This is a genomic window from Microvirga sp. KLBC 81 (assembly GCF_003075415.1).
GTDB lineage: Bacteria > Pseudomonadota > Alphaproteobacteria > Rhizobiales > Beijerinckiaceae > Microvirga.
In genome coordinates this window covers 152,796-170,789 of sequence record NZ_QDAH01000006.1, presented here as the reverse complement: position 1 = coordinate 170,789, position 17,994 = coordinate 152,796, and the positions used below count along the sequence as shown (strand labels likewise).

22 protein-coding genes and 1 tRNA gene are annotated in these 17,994 nt (G+C 60.4%); 9 read left to right on the top strand and 14 right to left on the bottom strand.

The annotated features are described in order from the left end of the window. Window positions 1-57: 57 nt before the first annotated feature. The 4 genes from DC522_RS34695 to DC522_RS06955 all read left to right on the top strand — a co-directional run bounded on the left by DC522_RS34695 (window position 58) and on the right by DC522_RS06955 (window position 1,282). Window positions 58-309, top strand: a complete 252-nt coding sequence (locus DC522_RS34695) for a hypothetical protein (RefSeq protein ID WP_116527960.1) — start codon at window positions 58-60, stop codon at window positions 307-309. 18 nt (window positions 310-327) lie between these two features. Further along, a complete protein-coding gene (locus tag DC522_RS06965) occupies window positions 328-546 on the top strand; it encodes a hypothetical protein (RefSeq protein WP_116527959.1) in 219 nt (72 codons plus the stop codon). 62 nt (window positions 547-608) lie between these two features. Then, window positions 609-848 (top strand): DUF2188 domain-containing protein, encoded by a 240-nt coding sequence (locus tag DC522_RS06960; RefSeq protein ID WP_116528004.1) that lies wholly within the window; start codon window positions 609-611, stop codon window positions 846-848. 278 nt (window positions 849-1,126) lie between these two features. Beyond that, window positions 1,127-1,282, top strand: a complete 156-nt coding sequence (locus DC522_RS06955) for a hypothetical protein (RefSeq protein ID WP_245444023.1) — start codon at window positions 1,127-1,129, stop codon at window positions 1,280-1,282. Window positions 1,283-1,522: 240 nt separating this feature from the next. Here DC522_RS06955 and DC522_RS06950 read toward each other — a convergent pair whose 3' ends face one another. The 6 genes from DC522_RS06950 to DC522_RS34685 all read right to left on the bottom strand — a co-directional run bounded on the left by DC522_RS06950 (window position 1,523) and on the right by DC522_RS34685 (window position 5,366). Next, window positions 1,523-1,768 carry a hypothetical protein gene (locus DC522_RS06950; RefSeq protein WP_116527957.1) on the bottom strand — a complete coding sequence of 82 codons (246 nt, stop codon included), beginning with the start codon at window positions 1,766-1,768 and terminating at the stop codon, window positions 1,523-1,525. Then, window positions 1,765-2,517 carry a Crp/Fnr family transcriptional regulator gene (locus DC522_RS06945; RefSeq protein WP_245444022.1) on the bottom strand — a complete coding sequence of 251 codons (753 nt, stop codon included), beginning with the start codon at window positions 2,515-2,517 and terminating at the stop codon, window positions 1,765-1,767. Before DC522_RS06945 ends, DC522_RS06950 begins: the two co-directional genes overlap by 4 nt. 91 nt (window positions 2,518-2,608) lie before the next feature. After that, window positions 2,609-2,791: a hypothetical protein gene (locus DC522_RS06940; protein WP_116527956.1), complete on the bottom strand. Its 183-nt coding sequence runs from the start codon at window positions 2,789-2,791 to the stop codon at window positions 2,609-2,611. Between the two features lie 31 nt (window positions 2,792-2,822). Next, a complete protein-coding gene (locus DC522_RS06935; protein WP_116527955.1) occupies window positions 2,823-3,005 on the bottom strand; it encodes a hypothetical protein in 183 nt (60 codons plus the stop codon). 1,223 nt (window positions 3,006-4,228) lie between these two features. After that, window positions 4,229-4,558: a response regulator transcription factor gene (locus tag DC522_RS34690; RefSeq protein WP_165820074.1), complete on the bottom strand. Its 330-nt coding sequence runs from the start codon at window positions 4,556-4,558 to the stop codon at window positions 4,229-4,231. Window positions 4,559-5,228: 670 nt separating this feature from the next. Next, window positions 5,229-5,366, bottom strand: coding sequence for a hypothetical protein (locus DC522_RS34685; protein ID WP_165820073.1), 138 nt, complete (start codon window positions 5,364-5,366; stop codon window positions 5,229-5,231). 146 nt (window positions 5,367-5,512) lie between these two features. Here DC522_RS34685 and DC522_RS06915 point away from each other — a divergent pair, with 146 nt between their 5' ends. Further along, window positions 5,513-5,785 (top strand): sensor histidine kinase, encoded by a 273-nt coding sequence (locus DC522_RS06915; RefSeq protein ID WP_116527951.1) that lies wholly within the window; start codon window positions 5,513-5,515, stop codon window positions 5,783-5,785. Between the two features lie 339 nt (window positions 5,786-6,124). Further along, the gene (locus DC522_RS06910) at window positions 6,125-6,481 is read left to right on the top strand and encodes a lysozyme inhibitor LprI family protein (RefSeq protein ID WP_116527950.1); all 357 of its coding nucleotides are present in this window, start codon (window positions 6,125-6,127) and stop codon (window positions 6,479-6,481) included. Window positions 6,482-6,715: 234 nt separating this feature from the next. Here DC522_RS06910 and DC522_RS06905 read toward each other — a convergent pair. The 3 genes from DC522_RS06905 to queA form a co-directional block, all read right to left on the bottom strand. Continuing rightward, window positions 6,716-6,791, bottom strand: a tRNA-Lys gene (locus DC522_RS06905). Between the two features lie 127 nt (window positions 6,792-6,918). Then, window positions 6,919-8,100, bottom strand: coding sequence for a tRNA guanosine(34) transglycosylase Tgt (gene tgt, locus DC522_RS06900; protein ID WP_116527949.1), 1,182 nt, complete (start codon window positions 8,098-8,100; stop codon window positions 6,919-6,921). Window positions 8,101-8,157: 57 nt separating this feature from the next. Then, window positions 8,158-9,234 carry a tRNA preQ1(34) S-adenosylmethionine ribosyltransferase-isomerase QueA gene (queA, locus tag DC522_RS06895; RefSeq protein WP_116527948.1) on the bottom strand — a complete coding sequence of 359 codons (1,077 nt, stop codon included), beginning with the start codon at window positions 9,232-9,234 and terminating at the stop codon, window positions 8,158-8,160. 178 nt (window positions 9,235-9,412) lie between these two features. Here queA and DC522_RS06890 point away from each other — a divergent pair, with 178 nt between their 5' ends. Continuing rightward, the gene (locus tag DC522_RS06890; protein ID WP_116527947.1) at window positions 9,413-9,871 is read left to right on the top strand and encodes a hypothetical protein; all 459 of its coding nucleotides are present in this window, start codon (window positions 9,413-9,415) and stop codon (window positions 9,869-9,871) included. 67 nt (window positions 9,872-9,938) lie between these two features. Here DC522_RS06890 and DC522_RS06885 read toward each other — a convergent pair whose 3' ends face one another. From DC522_RS06885 to coaD, 4 genes are read right to left on the bottom strand one after another with little or no spacing between them, the layout of a single operon-like run. Further along, window positions 9,939-10,406, bottom strand: a complete 468-nt coding sequence (locus DC522_RS06885) for a peptidylprolyl isomerase (protein WP_116527946.1) — start codon at window positions 10,404-10,406, stop codon at window positions 9,939-9,941. A 47-nt stretch (window positions 10,407-10,453) separates the two neighbouring features. Next, complete coding sequence (locus DC522_RS06880; RefSeq protein ID WP_116527945.1) at window positions 10,454-10,966, bottom strand: hypothetical protein; 513 nt, start codon at window positions 10,964-10,966, stop codon at window positions 10,454-10,456. Further along, on the bottom strand, window positions 10,966-11,514 hold the full coding sequence (locus DC522_RS06875; RefSeq protein ID WP_116527944.1) for a peptidylprolyl isomerase: 549 nt from the start codon (window positions 11,512-11,514) through the stop codon (window positions 10,966-10,968). Before DC522_RS06875 ends, DC522_RS06880 begins: the two co-directional genes overlap by 1 nt. 32 nt (window positions 11,515-11,546) lie before the next feature. Beyond that, window positions 11,547-12,047 carry a pantetheine-phosphate adenylyltransferase gene (gene coaD, locus DC522_RS06870; protein ID WP_116527943.1) on the bottom strand — a complete coding sequence of 167 codons (501 nt, stop codon included), beginning with the start codon at window positions 12,045-12,047 and terminating at the stop codon, window positions 11,547-11,549. Window positions 12,048-12,552: 505 nt separating this feature from the next. On the opposite strand from coaD, the gene DC522_RS06865 reads away from it, so the two are divergent. After that, window positions 12,553-13,038: a hypothetical protein gene (locus DC522_RS06865; RefSeq protein WP_133239245.1), complete on the top strand. Its 486-nt coding sequence runs from the start codon at window positions 12,553-12,555 to the stop codon at window positions 13,036-13,038. 253 nt (window positions 13,039-13,291) lie between these two features. After that, window positions 13,292-14,566: a glycosyltransferase family 87 protein gene (locus tag DC522_RS06860; RefSeq protein ID WP_116527941.1), complete on the top strand. Its 1,275-nt coding sequence runs from the start codon at window positions 13,292-13,294 to the stop codon at window positions 14,564-14,566. A 110-nt stretch (window positions 14,567-14,676) separates the two neighbouring features. Here DC522_RS06860 and gyrA read toward each other — a convergent pair whose 3' ends face one another. After that, entirely contained in the window at window positions 14,677-17,379 is a 2,703-nt protein-coding gene (gene gyrA, locus DC522_RS06855; protein WP_245444028.1) for a DNA gyrase subunit A, read from the bottom strand. Between the last annotated feature and the right edge of the window lie 615 nt (window positions 17,380-17,994).

Sequence of the window (17,994 nt, the reverse complement as noted above, 5' to 3'; positions counted from 1 at the left end):
ACGCGCCTCTCTCCTGCAATAACTACGGCAGTCTTAAGCCATTGGAATGGATTGAGCATGAATGACGAAGAGCCGAAACTCGATAACCGAGACATGTATCTCCTTGGGGTACTAGCGGAACGAGCGACTGAGTTGGTGGTGAAGGAGAGCAAGTTCCCGCGCGGTTGTGGCGAGGCTCGAACTCTAGCGCTCTCACGTGCCGGATATTTGATCGGTGTTCCGTATCGCTTTGCCGATGGAACGGCAGAGGTCAGATATGAAATCACTCTCAAGGGACAAGCCGCCTGGAAGGCATACCGGTTCACCTAGTAGAACGGAGTTCTTGCGATGTTTATCATCGAGTTCTTTCGGATCCGAGATACAGATGATGCCCACGCCATTCTGGACCGGGTTGAGCACGACACAACGGATCTGGAGGACGCAAAGGTAAGAGCGCAGTCTCTCTTCGAGACATTGGACATGCCGCAAAAGCCCGATGCCTTGCGGATCTTGGATCAAGGTGGTGATGAGGTGTTTTTCTGGAGTCCAGAGCGCTCCAGCGCCTAAATCCAGAATTGCCCTCTCCTGGTATGCTGTTCGAGTTCATGAAAGCCAACGGGAGCATAGCTATGATCAATGTTCACTACAGGATCGTGGAACACGAGGGCGGGTGGGCCTACAAAGTCGAGGACGTCTTCTCAGAACGCTACGCCACCCATGACGAAGCACGCGAGGCTGCAGAGCGGGCTGCCGCAGGACAGAGGCGGCCGGGTACGACTGAGGACATCGAGTATCAGGATGAAGCGGGTAACTGGCACGAAGAAGTCTCTCAGGGAAAGGACCGGCCGGAGACAGACGTGACGGGATGAGCGGCTAGGCACATTTCAACACTGGCGGCTTGGAGGCCAGACGGTATTCTCGCCTTATTCAAGTCTGCCACAGGGCTGGCCGCAAAACGCTGTATGCTGATCAGAGGCGCGGCCGAAAAGGCAGCCGGAACGGCTACAGCATTCCGGAGCCCGAATGCGAGTGCATCAGCTATCCTTCTTCCAGTGAGGGATCTGAAGATGACGAGGGTACGGAAGCTGTACAGCAGCCCGAATGGGATCGATGGTATTTGATCCGGGATACATCGGGCGAGGTTTTCGTGAGACACGAAGCCAACTTGGCCTCTGGCGGCAATGTTGCTCATATCGAGGTTGGCGCCTTCCTGAGTTCCGGGCGCGGGCCTGAACACCAGGAACTGCTGCGCCTGATTGGAACACTGCTGGACGATGAGGCGGCTCACCCTTCACGGGCGTGAATCTGGCTGACCCGCTGGACTGCTCTTTGGTTAGGCTCTCTTATGGGTCAAACTAGGACCCCCTACCCTTCACCGTTTCCGGTGTTCAGGCCTTCGCGGAGATGCGGTTTACTTCCGAGAAGTGCCAGGAGACATTTCGAGTTCGCTCCATACTCCCGCTGAGCCCTCGATGCGGTACAGGTAAAATCACGCGGAATGCCCTTTGTGAAACCCGAAGCAGCGTATTCGAGCGCGAGCCGCCTACCGTGCCTTTGCGAGGCGCTGACGGATCCATTCCTGGGCTGCCTCCAGATCAGCATAGGTCGGGTGATCCGGACCTTCCAGGCGCCCGAACCCTGCTTCCAGGTACCAATGGCCGGATAGGCCGTCATACTGGTCGCCGAGTTGGGTCAGCACCGCGATAAGCCGCTGCTCCGCATCGAAGACCAGCATGCCCTCTTCATCAATGCCATTGGCAACACGCACAGGCTGGAGGGTGAGGGTCATACGACTGGCCGCTCCTGCACCAGATGAAGGTAGGTTGGGTCAAAGTCGCCGGCCTGCTTCAACTTCTCCCAATCAGGAACTTTCAGCCGGTCGCCTTTCAGCTCGATCAGGCCGTCAGCCCGCAGTTCCTGAAGCACTCGGTTGACGTGAACGGTCGAGACGCCGAGCGCATCGGCAAACTCGCCTTGGGTGATCGGCAGGTTGCAGGCATGGTCCTCGACAAGCCCCACCGCTCTCAGGCGCACCAGCAGCTCGCATAGGACGTGCGCCATCCGCGGGTAGGCTTCGCGCCGCCCGACGTTGAGCACCCACTCGCGGAAGATGGCTCCCTCCACCAGCGTCTCGCGCCAGAAGGCGGCGGCGATCCGGGGATAGCGCATGCAGAGATCCCACAGATCCTCATGGGTGATGAAGCCGACGCTGCACGGGGTCAGGGTGGCCACACTGATGTCCAGAACCTTCAGGTGCAGGCTCTGCACGTCGGGAACGTCACCCGGGATGCAGAAGGCCACGATCTGGCGCTGGCCGTCTCCGGTCATCTTATAGGTGCAGGTAAACCCGCTCAGGATTGTGAAAGACCGGGAGGGATGATCCCCCTCGCGCACGATGTCCTGATCCTCCTTGAGGACGGCCACCTGCATCGGCAGATTAAGGAGGGCCCGCCGCTCGTCATCGGTCAGGGTGAAGATGCTCTCCAGCTTGCGGATGAGTGGGCTGTAGTCGGGATGAGAGTTCTGAGGTGCAGCCAAGATGATGCCCCTGTTTGCAGGCGGGAGCGCACGTCTCTCTCAGCCACCAGTGCCTACGTAGTCGGATCGGCTGGTGATACAGGACAACGGCTCAGATCCGATCCTGTTCGAATGGGCGGACGTAATTCGCAGAGGACGGGTTTTTGACGATCACTGAGCGATGAGCGGGTGCATCCAACATAAGCCGCCGCCGGACGTGCCACTGGTCGAGGATCAACTCCAGTTGCCGGAGCAGGTCTTTGGCTTCGGTCACGTCATAGCCCTTCTCGATCATCCGCTCGATCCGGTCAATTTGCGCCCAAAAATCATGGAATGCGTGAGGTGCCTTGCCGGCTCTCAATGAGTTTGATCTTGGCATCCACCAGATCAGCCAGAGCGCTATCCGGCGTCATGGCCCGCAGATCCTTCGATGCTTGCTTGAGTTCAGCCAAGGTCGCTCCGTCGACAAGCCTTCGCCCTGCAATCTGCAATGCTTTTTCATAAACCATCTATAAATCCATTGATATCAAAAGAGCCGGCATGCAGCCTTTCAAATGCGACTTTCATAGGCTTTCCCGGAGGTCATTTCAGGCTGCTGGTGGCTCTGTTGGCCTGGCAGGTTTCTCGCCTTCCCAGAGCGTCTGCTCAACGCCCTTTGGATCTGACCAATGCACGACTTTCACGAAGTACTCGAAGCAGCCGTTCGTTGAAACCGCCTTGGCAACACAGGATACCTGCAACGTCCCTGGAGATCGTCACACAGGAAGGCAACGTGCTTCCGCCCCAGAACGGCACGGGTCTTACTCAAGCCGCTTGAACTTTGGCTTTATCTGTCTCCAAATGGATGAAACGGCCCACGGGCAGCTCGCCGAGGCCGATCCAGCTCTCGAAGCCGGTGTTCAAGATCATAGCGGCCACAAGCCTCCTCAAGGTACTCCCTATCGCGTTCTGCGTCCGTGGGCAGAAGATGATGCCTGAGTTGTCTCAGATGGCATCCTATTCTGTTGTGCCACGCATCCCAGTTCAGGGAGATGCTCGACAGGCGACGGAATGCCAAGTTGAGATGTGGAATGAAGGACCATGTCATAGCTCCTGGATGAGACATGAGCCTTCCTGGCATTCCCTAAGACGGTCTTCTTCTTTTTTCAGGGGCGCTCGGCGCACCTGAATTGTCAGCGGTGCCCTCCTGCTCTCGTCAAAAGCGAACGATGGCTTCTCCGCTCGACTGTGATCGTACGTCCTACCTTGGACGGGATTGGTGCGGACCTTGCGACGGAAAGGCGCGAGGGGACAGAGCCCTTGAGCGCGAACGGCCTGACCTCGTCCTCTGGCAAACCCATCAACTGGGCTGCGATTTCAACCTGACTGTCGATGTTGCCTGTAAGACCTTGGGCCGCCGTGACAGCATCCTCGATACTCGGCGGATCATGCCGCGTCCGCCTTCGGCTCTGCTCAGGCGGCCTTGTAGACTTCTCTTCCATTTTGACATTCTCCACCGTGCCAAAGGCCAACGCAGAACAAAGGCGATTGTGCGCCGCCCAATTGTCGCAGGAGTATGGAATACCGATATCAATGTCAGCCTCTGAAATTCCCCTCCCCTAGCGACTTTTGCCTAAGCCGGATGAGCGGACCGAAGCATCACTTCCGAGAGGTGCTGACTTCAGATGTGTGGTGTGCACCGAGATCAGCGGCTGAACTGGCTCAGGATGCCAGCCGGGCTGATCCTGCGGTTTCAGGCGAGGTTCATTTGCTCAGAGGCCCACATGGCCGCCTGGGTCCGGTTGGTGGCCTTGATCTTTCGCAGGATCGACTTGATGTGAACTTTGACGGTTGCTTCGGCCAACCCAAGTTCGCGCGCGATCAGCTTGTTGGAGCCTCCCTGGGTTAGACAGTGCACGATCTGAGTCTTTCGCCGTGACAGCTTGTTTGCTGTCGCTACAGCAGCAAAGTCGTTCACTGGGATGAGGGCAACAGGCGCCCCAGGCTTGGGTTGCTGATATCGCGAGGCCGCGCCGAACGCTGCGAAGAGCAGGTTTGCAGGGACGAAGGTTTCGCCCAGCATCACCAGCTCAAGCGCCTTGAGCAGCGCTTCGCGAGCCATTGTCGTCAAGCAGAACCCGTTGAGACCAACCTGTATGGCTAGAGCCAAGGATGTGGGATCCACGTGGTCAGCCAACACGACGATCCGGGCAGATGGACACTGAGTCTTCAGTGTCTCGATTGTCGCGGTATATCCATCACGTGTCGGGCTTTCGCAGACAAGATAAAGAGCCGGTTCATGATCCGACCCCGAGAATACGTCTGATGTGCTTGGGGACCCAGCAGACAGGACAGCAAAGCGTGTCCCGGAAAGCATGCTTCTGATGCCGGCGCTGAGAAGAGTGTTGGGGCAGATTAGGACCGTTGCAATGTGCGGCTGTGGATTGTGTGCTGTGGAGGACGCTTGCGTCCCAGATGCGAAGCCGAGATCCATACCTGTTCTGCCCCTTGTAGATTCATCGTTGAATGCAACGAACCTTGCGCCAGTCAATCCTGATGACCGGGCAAACCCATCGATTGAATAGTGTTGTCCTTGGAGAGCTGATCCACAGAGGCTGGATCACGAGCGACATCAACAAAGGTGAGACATCTTTGTTCCTCTCAGGCCATAACTCAGCCTGCGACATTCTAGGCCTGCCGCGACAGGCACCGTAACCCTGATCTGCGGGGGTGCCTAGAACGCAGGTTTCCGGCTATTGTTCCGGCTGCGGGTTCTGCATGGGAGTCGTTTTGTGCGCCCCCCGCTCCTCGAGCTCCGCCATTGCCTCAAGGTGCCAGGCGACATCAAGCAACTGTCGTTTCGCATCGTTCAGCGAGATCCAGTTGGCCATAGCGCGTGCGTCCTGGGCTTGCCGACGGTAATCGGCAGCTCGACCAAATCGTGGAACATACACGGCCCGCACACCTCGTTGACCGGTAAAGATCCTCAACCATTGGCGGCTGCCATTGTTCGCTGTCCGCTGACGAATTTCACGAAGTGCCGGACCGGGCCGTCCCTCTGGGGCTGGTCCTGAACGAGCTGGTGACGAACTGCATCAAGTATGCGGTCAAGGACCGGACGGACGCGTTCATCAAGGCTCAGTTTCGCGCGGATATCGGCACCACAAAGGCGCTGCTGCGCATCCAAGACAATGGCCTTGGCACGGGTGAACCGAGGCAGGGCAGCACGGGGCTTCGGCTGTCCGCTCCCTGGCATCTCAGCTCGGCCTCGGGCGCCTGCGTGACGATGATCTTCCCGTTGGTCGAATAGCCAGGACGGCGTAGGGACGTGCCACAGACCATCCGCGTCCCATGATTGAGGAGGGGGATCGAACGCATGAAGGTCCGCTCACCAGCTCAAAACAGATGTTCCGGTGCGGCCGTGATTTTTTAAGGCACACTGCAGCCCAACAGCGCCGTCGGATGGTGCCCGCACGAATGCTTTGAGTACCGATCCAGCGAGCACCGCCCAAGGATCTTCGAAAGCATGCTCCTCAGGCGGCAGGGCTTCACACGCCGTTAAGCCTGATCCGAACCTGAGCGATCCCGCAGGGAGCCTGCAACAGGCTGGATGGTTCTCCAGAGGTCGAACTACCGTGAGGAGACGCCGATGACCGGGGACACTCTCCCCCTTACCACCCTCTCGATCCTCCTCCTGATGGCCGCCAGACAGCCGGGGTGGGCTACCAGCTTCGACTGCGCCAAGGCCGAGACGGCTGACGAGAAGGCCGTCTGCGCCGATCGGCAGCTGAACGATGAGGATGTTGAGATCTCCGTCCTCTACTCTCAGCTGAAGCCTCTTCTGGGCATGGGTGCCCGCGGCGATATGGAAGATGAGCAGATCGCCTGGCTCAAACGGCGAGCGGCCTGTGGGGTTGATCGCGCCTGCCTGAGTAAAGCCTATGAGGACCGGCTCCGTCAGTTGAGAAGTGGCTTTGAGGCCCTCGCCAGGCGAGGACCATTCTGAGATAGCAATTCCGACATTCTGCTCGACCGCGCCGTTCAAAGGGCGAGATGAAGGAGCTAAATGGTCTCCGTGTCGAGTTTCAGGGCTCGGAGCGACTTACCTCACAGAACCGGCTTCCAAGCTCAGGCTCCTGGAACAGCGAAAAACCAGGGTGGCTCTCAGCGTCCGGCTACCTATTGGCTACCTGGGAGGAAACGGCTCAAAGGGCAGATGCCGGTAACCCTTTGAAGTTGTTGGTGAGCGCGCTGGGACTCGAACCCAGGACCCTCTGATTAAAAGTCAGATGCTCTACCGGCTGAGCTACGCGCTCCCAGAGGTGAGCCCGAAATAGGGACTCTTCCCCGGCGGGTCAATCGAAAAGCCCCGGTTTGGAGTCGAAATCCTCAACTCCGGCCCTCGAACCCTTGTTTTCCACGGCATGCAGCAGAAATTGGGCGTTATCCTTCCGCCGGCATGGCGATGTTGTCGGCGTGATGACCGATTTCGGGCTTGCTGTCCCGCTCGCCCTTGGCCCAGGCCTCCTTGATCTCGCCGATATGGTCCTCGAGCCGTCCCTCGGCGATAGCCTTGCGCAGGCCCGCCATCAGCTCCTGGTAATAGGCCAGATTGTTCCAAGTCAGCAGCATCATGCCCAGGATCTCGTTCGAGCGGACGAGATGGTGGAGATAGGCTCGGCTATAGGTGTTCGAGGCCGTGCATTTCGAGCTCTCGTCGAGCGGGCGCGTATCCTCTGCGAAACGCGCATTGCGCAGGTTCATACGGCCGTGCTTCGTGAAAACCTGTCCGTGGCGTCCGGCACGGGTGGGCATGACGCAGTCGAACATGTCCACGCCCCGGCGCACCGCCTCCACGATATCGTCCGGGGTGCCGACGCCCATGAGGTAGCGCGGCTTCTCCTTGGGCATGTGCGGCTCGACCGTTTCGATCATGCGCAACATCACATCCTGAGGCTCGCCCACGGCCAAGCCACCGATGGCATAGCCCTTCAGGTCCATGACCGCGAGTTCGCGCGCACTTTCAATACGCAGACGTTCCACAGCGCCGCCCTGGACGATGCCGAACATGGCCTTGCCCGGCTGGTCGCCGAAGGCGATGCGGCAACGCTCGGCCCAGCGGAGCGACAGGCGCATGGCCCGTTCGGCTTCTTCATCCGAGCACGGCAGCCGCACGCATTCATCGAGCTGCATCTGGATATCGGAGCCGAGCAGCCCCTGGATCTCGATGGAGCGCTCGGGCGACATGAAATGCTTCGAGCCATCGATGTGGGACTGGAAGGTCACGCCACTCTCGTCGACCTTGCGCAGCGCCGAGAGCGACATGACCTGGAAGCCTCCAGAATCAGTGAGAATTGGATAGGGCCAATTCATGAACTGGTGCAGGCCGCCCAGTCGCGCCACCCGCTCGGCGCCGGGGCGGAGCATGAGGTGATAGGTGTTGCCGAGCACCACATCCGCGCCAAGGGCCTTCACCTGATCCGGGTACATGGCCTTTACGGTGGCCGCCGTGCCGACCGGCATGAAGGCAGGTGTGCGGATAACGCCGCGAGGCATCCGAATCTCGCCGGTCCGCGCCGTTCCATCGCTCTTGGTCACGGTGAAGGTGAATTGATCAGTCGTCATTCGGTCCTCATGGGATCGGCTCAAGTCCTTGCGGGCACGAAAAGCTGAGATGGAGCGTCAACGCCGAAAGAGCAAACTTGCATCGCCATAGGAGTAGAAGCGATAGCCCGTTTCAATGGCATGCTGATAGGCGGTTCTCATGCGTTCCAGCCCGGCAAAAGCGGATACCAGCATGAACAAGGTCGAGCGCGGCAGGTGGAAATTGGTCATCAGCACGTCCACTGCCTTGAAGCGATAGCCCGGCGTGATGAAGATCGCCGTGTCGCCTGAGAACGGCGCGATGGTGCCATCCTCGCAGGCCGCACTTTCGAGCAGCCGTAATGAGGTCGTTCCAACCGCTACGATCCGCCCTCCCCGCGCCCGCGCCTCGTTGAGCGCCCGCGCGGTTTCTTCGGTGACCGTGCCCCATTCCGCATGCATGCGGTGCTCGGTGGTATCCTCGGCCTTCACGGGCAGGAAGGTGCCGGCGCCCACATGCAATGTCACGAAGTGGTGCGCGATGCCGCGCTCATCGAGACGACGGAACAGCTCGTCGGTGAAATGGAGGCCAGCCGTTGGAGCAGCAACCGCGCCTTCATCCTTGGCATAAACGGTCTGGTAGTCAGTCCTGTCCTTCTCGTCCGTCGCGCGCTTGCCCGCGATGTAGGGCGGCAGCGGCAGCTCGCCCAAGCGGGCGATGGCTTCGTCGAGGAAGGGCCCTGAGAAGGAAAAGCGAAGCGCCACATCACCGCCCTCAGCCTTCTCGAGCACTTCCGCATCGAGGCGCACGAGCTCACAGGCCGTGCTTTCGGATTCCTCGCCGAAGCGGATGCGGTCACCCACATTGAGCTTCTTGGCCGGACGCGCAAACGCGCGCCAACGGTCCGCCCCTTCCCGCTTGTGCAGCATGATCTCGACGCGCGCCGCCGTCTCCTCACGCACGCGCAGACCGTAGAGCCGGGACGGAATGACCTTGGTGTTGTTGAGCACCAGCACGTCGCCCGGCTGCAGAAGATCCGGCAGATCACGGACGATCCGATCTTCGAAACCACTATCGGGCCTGACGACCAGAATGCGCGCGGAATCCCGCGGCTCCACTGGGCGGAGCGCGATGTTCTGCTCGGGCAGCTCGAAATCGAAAAGGTCGACGCGCATGGGGTAAGTTTTGAAGGCCTTGTTTCGGGGCGCCGTTATCGGCCCGAAGCAGGCGCGCCGTCAATGGCCGCTATCCACCAAAGATAAAGCCGTTTCAGGCCTCTTCCTCTCAGGATAACTTGCCAAGAGCTCTCATCCTGTGAAACGATATTTCATGCAAATGTCGAAGGAGGCACTTATGGAAAATGCCGACAACAAGTCCCAGGCCAAGCCAAACCCGTTCCGCAAGCTGTGGCCCGATGTGACGACCGAAGAGGGTCGGAGCGAGGCCATCAAGGCTGGCGCCATTGCCCTGGCCTATATCGCCGTCTCCTATGTCATCGTCATCGCGCTCATCCTTACGACGGGCCAGGATCTGATGGGAGCCCTGGACGGGATTGAGGTTGCCATCTCCCTGGGCCTCAATGTTGTGGCCATTGTGATTGCAAGCCTGATGGCCTGGTTCCTCTACAAGCGCCAAAACTTCATCATTGCCTTCATCGGCCTCGCCTGGATCGTCCTTGAAGTCGTTATGAGGCTCGCGGCAGCCCCTGGCCGCGGCATTGTCGTTGCCGTCCTGGCTCTGCTCTTCAGCATCAATGGTGTGCGCGGCGCGTTGGCGGCCAAGAAGGCTCCGCAGGCTCCTGTCGGGGCTTAAAGCCTGCTCATGAAAAAACCTTCCGCCGCTGGCGGAAGGTTCAATACCTGTCAGATACGCCCGCTCTTTAGGCGACGTCCGCAGCAACCTTCATGGAGACGATGCGGTCCGGATCCTTCACGGGCTCGCCGCGCTTGATTTTATCCACGTTTTCCATGCCCTCGGTCACCTTGCCCCAGACGGTGTACTGCTTGTCGAGGAAGCGGGCGTCGTCGAAGCAGATGAAGAACTGCGAGTTGGCGGAGTGCGGGTAGTTGGTCCGTGCCATCGAGCAGGTGCCGCGCACGTGGGGCTCGGCGTTGAACTCGGCCTGCAGATCCGGCAGGTCGGAACCGCCGGTGCCGGTGCCATGGGGGCATCCGGTCTGGGCCATGAAGCCTTCGATCACCCGATGGAAGGCGATGCCGTCATAGAAGCCCTGGCGGGCCAGGGTCTTGATGCGCTCCACGTGGCCGGGGGCGAGGTCAGGGCGCATTTCGATGACCACGCGGCCCTTCGTGGTTTCCATGATGAGGGTGTTTTCCGGATCTGCCATCGGGTTCTCCTCTGGTGGCGTGTTCGGTCAAATCTGTTCGTGTTCGTTCACATAGGCTGAGCATCGACGAAACGGAAGGAGAAGATTCGTCCCGCAATCGCTGCTCCAAAGCTTTCGGTAAACGGAAAGGGCGTGCAGCGCTCGAAAGCCTCACGGACGGAGCGGGTGAAGGGCCCCCGCTGCTCCCCTTGGGTGCCCGGCTTGTAATAGGTGATCCGCGGTTGCCCGAGGACTTCGCCATTGCGCTTGAAGCTGAGGCGTAAGGTGATCTCCTGGCCGGAATAACCGCTCCCGCTCGGCGGGTGCCAGCAGGCCTGCAAAGCCTGGAAAACCTCGCGCAGGGTGTTGATGTGCGGAACCCGGTCTGCCTTCGAATTCGGCCTTACGACGCCTTGGATACCCTCAGGCAAGCTGGGCGGTGGCTCGAAGGGCTCATACCAGTCATCGTCACGCCTTTGAAAAAGCCCATCCTCCTGCGCAGCCGCCGCGGAAGCGAAGATCGTTGCGAGTAGGAACGCGGCGATAATCCGCCGCGCTCCGGATGGGAGATCGCACCGCATTACTTCGCGTCGGCGGCGAGCTGCATCTTCACGATCTTGTCGGGGTTCGAGACCATGCCGTTGGCGGCAGCATTCCCCTTCTTGATCTTGTCCGCCACGTCCATGCCGGACACGACCTCGCCGAAAAGCGTGTACTGGCCGGTGAGCGGGCCGCAGCCCTCGTAGCAGATGAAGAACTGGCTGTTGGCGGAGTCGGGGCTCTGCGAGCGGGCCATGCCGACGGAGCCGCGCTTGTATTGGGTGTTGGTGAACTCGGCCGGGATGTTCGGCAGGTTGGACTTGCCCGTGCCCGTGCCGGTGGGATCGCCCGTCTGAGCCATGAAGCCCTCGATCACCCGGTGGAACACGACGCCGTTGTAGAAGCCCTGCTTGGTCAGCGTCTTGATCTGCTCGACATGCTTCGGCGCCAGGTCCGGGCGCAGGCGGATGGTGATACGTCCGTCCTTGGTGTCGAGGAAGATCGTGTTCTGCGGGTCATTGGCCTGCTGGGCGGCTGCCGGAACAAGGCTGGCCAGCACGAGCGCAGAGGCTGCGAGCAAACGCTTCATGGGTTAGGTTCTCCTTCGAGGGTCGTGAAACTTTATGGCCGCTTGAATTTGGCCTTGAGGCGCTCCGCGACAAGGCCCGGCACGAAGGCCGAGACGTCGCCCCCCATGGCCGCGATCTGCCGGACAAGCGTGGCGGTAATCGGGCGAACCGGGGGAGAAGCCGGAAAGAAGAGGGTCTGGACGTCAGGCGCCATGGTGGCGTTCATCGACGCCATCTGAATTTCGTAGTCGAAATCCGTGCCGTCGCGCAGGCCGCGAACAATCAGGCTCGCACCATGACGCCGAGCGGCCTCCACCGCGAGATCGCTGAAGGTCGCGATCTCGAGCTCCACGCCCTTGGCCTGCAGCACGGGCCCACAGACCGCGCGCAGCATCTCGGCCCTCTCCTCGGCGCTGAAGATCGGAGCCTTCGAGGAATGGACGCCGATGGCGACAACGATCTTGTCCGCCACGCTGCAGGCTTGGCGCAGTACGTCCAGGTGGCCGTTTGTGACGGGGTCGAAGGTGCCGGTATAGAGGGCGATGTGTGTCATGGGCCAAGGTTATAAATGAGACTTTCGATCCCGCATAGGTTTGGGATAACGCCATCAAGGACCGGCTCGTGGGCGTGTGCTCCAAGACCTCCGTCAGCGAGAATCCGGGTGAGGACGCCAAGGCCTTCGCGATTCAGGCCGCACTAGCCCTGAAGGATATGGAGCGTGCGTTGACGCACCGCCACGGTTGAAGGATGGGAGCATAGCTATAATTAACCTTTCGTAAGGAGGTTTCTCATGGTGGCTCGTCTCATTATCGTCTTCGTGACTGCTCTTGCCGTCCTGGCTCCGGCCGTTGTCTCAAGCGCCCGTATTCTCGGTTAACGCAACTCTCCTGGGCATCTAGAGCCTATCCTGAATAGGACTCCCTTCTGCAGCTAAATTACGTTATCTTTGGCTGTATGGGGGTCTAATGTCTCGTCTCTTGCGCCTTTTAGGCTCATGGAGCCTTTCTCTTGGTTTGTTCCTTGGGCTGGTTTTCGTCTCGCAAGCCCTTGCAGAGCCCATGCGTAGCCCGATCCCGGCACAAGTTACACAAATCGACGGCTATCCCTTCCCGGCAAAGATCGCCGGGCTCCCGCGCAGACAGAGGACCGATTACAACGAGGCCGGTCTGGGTTTCAGCGTGCGCTATGAGGTTCCGGGCGAGACCTGGGCCGATATCTTCATCTACGATCTCAGTGAGGACCTGACATCGGCTGAAGCGCAGCAAGCCGCAGCCGATCAGCGAGAGATCGCTCTCAGCGACATCCAGACCGCCGTCTCCGCCGGAAGTTACCAGGAGGCGAAGGTCATCGCGAAATCGGAAGCAGTTCCCTACGCCATGGCTCACCTGACCATCACGCAGAAGGGAAAGACCCGGAATTCTTACGTGTTCATCACGGTCAGCAGGAAGAACTTCGTGAAGATCCGCTACACCACCTCTGCGCCCAATGCGGATCAGATGGCGGACAAATTCGCCGCGGAATACGCGCGTCTGTTGAGCCAATAATTCGAATGAGGGGTATGCGGAGGACAGCTCCGCCCCGTGCCTGCACAGCCAATCTAAGCTCCCCGGCATTCCCGTTCCGCACAAGACATGCCACTGCTGCCCCGGCAAGCCTCGCAACGCAGTTTAGGCTTTATTTGCGTCTGATCAGCAGTCTGTCGGCGAATAGCCTTGGATCACTCACCGAACAAGATCGCATCTTTTCGTGAAGCGGGGATGTTCTAGAAGGTCCGAGGCGCGAAGAGGTCTTGCAGAAATGGTAAAGCGTATTTCGATGGCGGTGCAGCACGTCGCCTCAGCCAGCGCGAAGTACATGGTCGTCGTTCTCCTGAGCCTTCTTGTGGGACTGCTCGTCGTTAATGTTCAGAGATTCTCCGGCATTCAAGCCAATCCGCTCTCGGGGGTGAGCACGGTCACAAAACTCAGGCCGCCCACTGATTTCGACGTTTTCTATCTGGTCGCCCAGATGGTCTGGCGGGGCGAGATCATTCAGGCCTATTCCTTCGCAACGATGGGTCCTCTGCAGGAGGCGCTGTCAGGCGAGAAGGTCTTCATGCCCTGGACCTATCCGCCACAGTTCAACCTGATCGTCGCCGCCCTCGCCTTTCTGCCGCTCGGGACGGCCTATACCCTTTTCACAGCCATCACGCTTGTGGCCTATCTGGCGATGCTGAAGGCTGTCGCGGGCAGGCACTTCACCCTTCTCCTCTTCCTGCTCTTTCCCGCCATTACCGTCACGATGGTGTGCGGCCAGAACGGGTTCCTGACCGGGACGCTGATCGGCCTCACCTGTCTGGGACTGCAACGACGTTCGGCTCTGGCCGGGCTGCCGCTCGGGCTGATGATCATCAAGCCGCATCTGGCGGTGGCCTTTGCCGTTTATACCCTCCTGTCCCGCAGCTGGGGCGCAGCAACGGTCGCCGCCGCAACGATCCTGGCGACATCCGCCCTCGCGACCCTCCTGCTCGGGCCCGAGATCTGGGCCGCCCTCCTCGCAGGCGTGCAGGAGGCGAAGGGCTATCTTGAGCAGGGGCTCTATCCTCTCTACCGGATGGTTTCGCCCTATGCCGTCCTTCGCTCCTTCGGCGCGCCGTCGTTTGCGGGAATGGTTGCGCAATTGGTGAGCGCAGTGTTCTCGCTTGTCGTCGTGTTTCTCGCCTGGAGACGTGGCTTCCCGGTGCGGCGGACGCTCGGTTTGGCAGCCGTCGCGTCCCTGCTGGTCAGCCCCTACGCCTATGATTACGACCTGCCGATCTACGGGATCGGACTTGCCTTGCTGATGCCGGATATCCTCCGGCTCGGGCGGCCTCTTGAGCAAGCTCTGGTCTTCGGCCTGAGTTTCGCGACAGGCGGCTTCGGCCTTTTGCTGAGCCAACTCAAGCTGACGCTCACAACGGAAGACATGTACCTGTCCGTGGCAGGCCTCACGCTTGCCGCAACACTCGGGCTCCTGTGGCGCATCGTGAACCGCGACCGTCCCGATGCGTCGCTCCACGAGCCGGCGGCTTTTGCCAAGCAGGCCGCACGGTAATCCCGATCAAGCTCAACAGCGGCATCGACGCAGACAGCGCTCGACGGCAAAAAAGAAAGGGCGCCTCTCGGCACCCTTTGGATTTGATCTGTGATGAGCGAGGCGAGGTCTTATTCCTCGCCGCCCTCGGCAACATCGCCCTCGGCTCCGGCGTCATCGGCGCCCTCGCCTTCCTCGCCCTCTTCACCCTCGATGTGCTCCACCGAGACCACGCGCTCCTTGTCGCGCGTGGAGAAGATGGTGACGCCTTGCGAGTTGCGGCCGACGACGCGGATGCCCTCGACAGGCACGCGGATCAGCTGGCCGCCATCGGTGACGAGCATGATCTGGTCGGCGTTCTCGACCGGGAACGAGGCCACGAGCAAACCGTTGCGGTTGTTGACCGCCATGGCCGTGATGCCTTTGCCGCCACGTCCGGTGATGCGGTACTCGTAGGAGAGCGTGCGCTTGCCGTAGCCCTTTTCGGAGATCGTCAGGATGCACTGTTCCTGCGCGCTCATCGCCGCATAGCGCTCCTGCGAGAGCGAGACGTTTCCGTTCTCGTTCTCCTCCGCATCATCGCCGCCTGCCGCATCGGCATCGCCGTTCGCCTGCTCGCCCATGACGGCGCGGCGCATCTTGAGGTAGGCGGCGCGCTCTTCGCCCGTCGCCTCCACGTGGCGCAGGATCGCCATGGAGATGATCTTGTCGCCTTCGGCCAGGTTGATGCCGCGCACGCCCATGGAGTCGCGGCCCTTGAACACGCGCACATCCGTCACGGGGAAGCGGATGCACTGGCCCTTGGCCGTGGTGAGCAGCACGTCGTCATGCTCGGAGCAGATCTGGACGTCGACGATATGCTCGCCCTCGTCCAGTTTCATGGCGATCTTGCCGCCGCGATTGACCTGCACGAAGTCCGACAGCTTGTTGCGGCGAACCGTGCCGCGCGAAGTCGCGAACATCACGTCCAGCTTGTCCCAGGACGCCTCGTCCTCCGGCAGCGGCATGATGGCGTTGATGCGCTCGCCCTGTTTGAGCGGCAGCATGTTCACCAGTGCCTTGCCCTTTGCGTTCGGAGCGGCGAGCGGCAGACGCCACACCTTCTCCTTGTAGGCCTGGCCTTCGGACGAGAAGAAGATCACCGGCGTATGGGTGTTCGCCACGAAGAGACGGGTGACGAAATCCTCGTCCCTCGTCGTCATGGCGGAGCGGCCCTTGCCGCCGCGGCGCTGCGCCCGATAGGTCGAGAGCGGCACGCGCTTGATGTAGCCGGCGTGAGAGACGGTGACGACCATGTCCTCGCGGGCGATGAGATCCTCGTCGTCCACGTCGGAGTCCCAATCCACGATCTGCGTCTTGCGCGGCGTGGCATAGGCCGTTTTGATCTCGGTGAGCTCGTCCTTGATGATGCCCATGATACGGGCGCGCGAACGCAGGATCTCGAGATAATCCGAGATCTCGGCCGCGAGCTTGGAGAGTTCGTCGCCGATTTCGTCGCGGCCCAGAGCGGTCAGGCGCTGCAGGCGCAGGTCCAGGATCGCACGAGCCTGCGCTTCCGAGAGACGATAGGTGCCGTCCGGATTGATCTTGTGGCGCGGATCGTCCACCAGCGCGATGAGCGGCGCGATGTCCTTGGCCGGCCAGTCGCGGCCCATCAGGGCCTCGCGGGCAGCGTTCGGATCGGGCGCGGTTCGGATGAGGCGGATCACCTCGTCGATATTGGCGACCGCAATGGCGAGACCGCACAACACGTGAGCGCGTTCGCGCGCCTTGTTGAGCAGGAACTTGGTCCGACGCGATACGACTTCCTCGCGGAAGTCGACGAAGGCGCCGATCAGGTCCCTGAGCGTCATCTGCTCGGGGCGGCCGCCGTTCAGCGCCACCATATTGGCGCCGAAGCTCGTCTGCAGCGGCGTGTAGCGGTAGAGCTGGTTGAGCACCACGTCCGCCATGGCGTCGCGCTTGATCTCGACCACGATGCGCATGCCGTCGCGGTCGGATTCATCGCGAAGATCCGCGATGCCCTCGATCTTCTTCTCGCGCACGAGCTCGGCGATCTTCTCGATCAGCGAAGCCTTGTTCACCTGATACGGGATCTCAGTGAAGATGAGCGCCTCGCGGTCCTTGCGGATTTCCTCCACCTCGGACTTGGCCCGCATGATGATGGAGCCGCGACCCGTGGTGTAGGCCGAGCGAGCGCCCGAGCGGCCGAGTATCAGCGCGCCGGTCGGGAAATCCGGACCGGGGATGATTTCGATCAGCTCTTCGGCGGAGATGGCGGGATTGTCGATGTAGGCCAGGCAGCCGTCGATCACCTCGCCCAGGTTGTGGGGAGGCATGTTTGTGGCCATGCCGACCGCAATACCGCCGGCGCCGTTGACGAGCAGGTTCGGATAGCGCGCGGGCAGAACCGTCGGCTCGTCCTTGGACTCGTCGTAGTTCGGCGTGAAATCGACCGTGTCCTTGTCGATGTCGTCGAGGAGCGGCATCGCCGCCTTGGCGAGACGGGACTCGGTGTAGCGCATGGCCGCCGGCGGATCGCCGTCCACCGAGCCGAAGTTGCCCTGCCCGTCCACGAGCATGAGCCGCAGCGAGAAGTCCTGCGCCATGCGCACCAAGGCGTCATAGATCGCGCTGTCGCCGTGCGGATGGTATTGACCCATCACGTCACCGACGATGCGGGCGGACTTCACGTATTTCTTGTCCGGCGTGTAGCCGTTCTCGTGCATGGAGTAGAGGATGCGCCGGTGCACGGGCTTGAGGCCGTCACGCGCGTCCGGGAGAGCGCGGCTCACGATCACGCTCATGGCGTAATCGAGATAGGAGCGCTTCATCTCATCGACGATGGAAATCGGCTTGATGTCGCTGGCCGGCTGGTCCCCCGCGGGGCCGCCGGAGCGGATATCGTTCGGATCGGTCAAGTTTGGTCTTTCTTAAAACGGTCTGCCCCTTCGCGAGAGGCGGCTGAATTGCCGCTTCATCAAGCCCTGAAGGCAGCCCCGCGAATCTAATTGAAATTCAAATCTTTAGATGGGCGAGAACGACGCATTTTTCAAGTTTTTTGAGCGGTTATCCAGAACGAAGGACACATAAAAAAGGGATATGTTTTTCAAATATTTAGGACGCTCCCGACCACAAGCTGGACCTCTCTCCCGCTGCGGCAGATTTCCTCTCCCGCCACAGGATTAAGGGGGGTTTCCGAATAAGCAAACAAGTTATTGATTGTCATTGCTTATCTCTTTCCGTCATCCCCGGTCTTGTCCCAGGGATCCACGTCTTTAATGTGCGGCGGTTCTTCGTCCTCGAACCGCGTCATCACCGGCCTTGTGCCGGGGATCCCGATTATGAGGCGTCGCGCTTTTCCCTGGTCGGGAAGGCCGAGACAAGGCAGGTCGTGACGGTGAGAATGTCATTCCCGGCCGGAGCGCAGCGGAGGGAGAATCATAGCG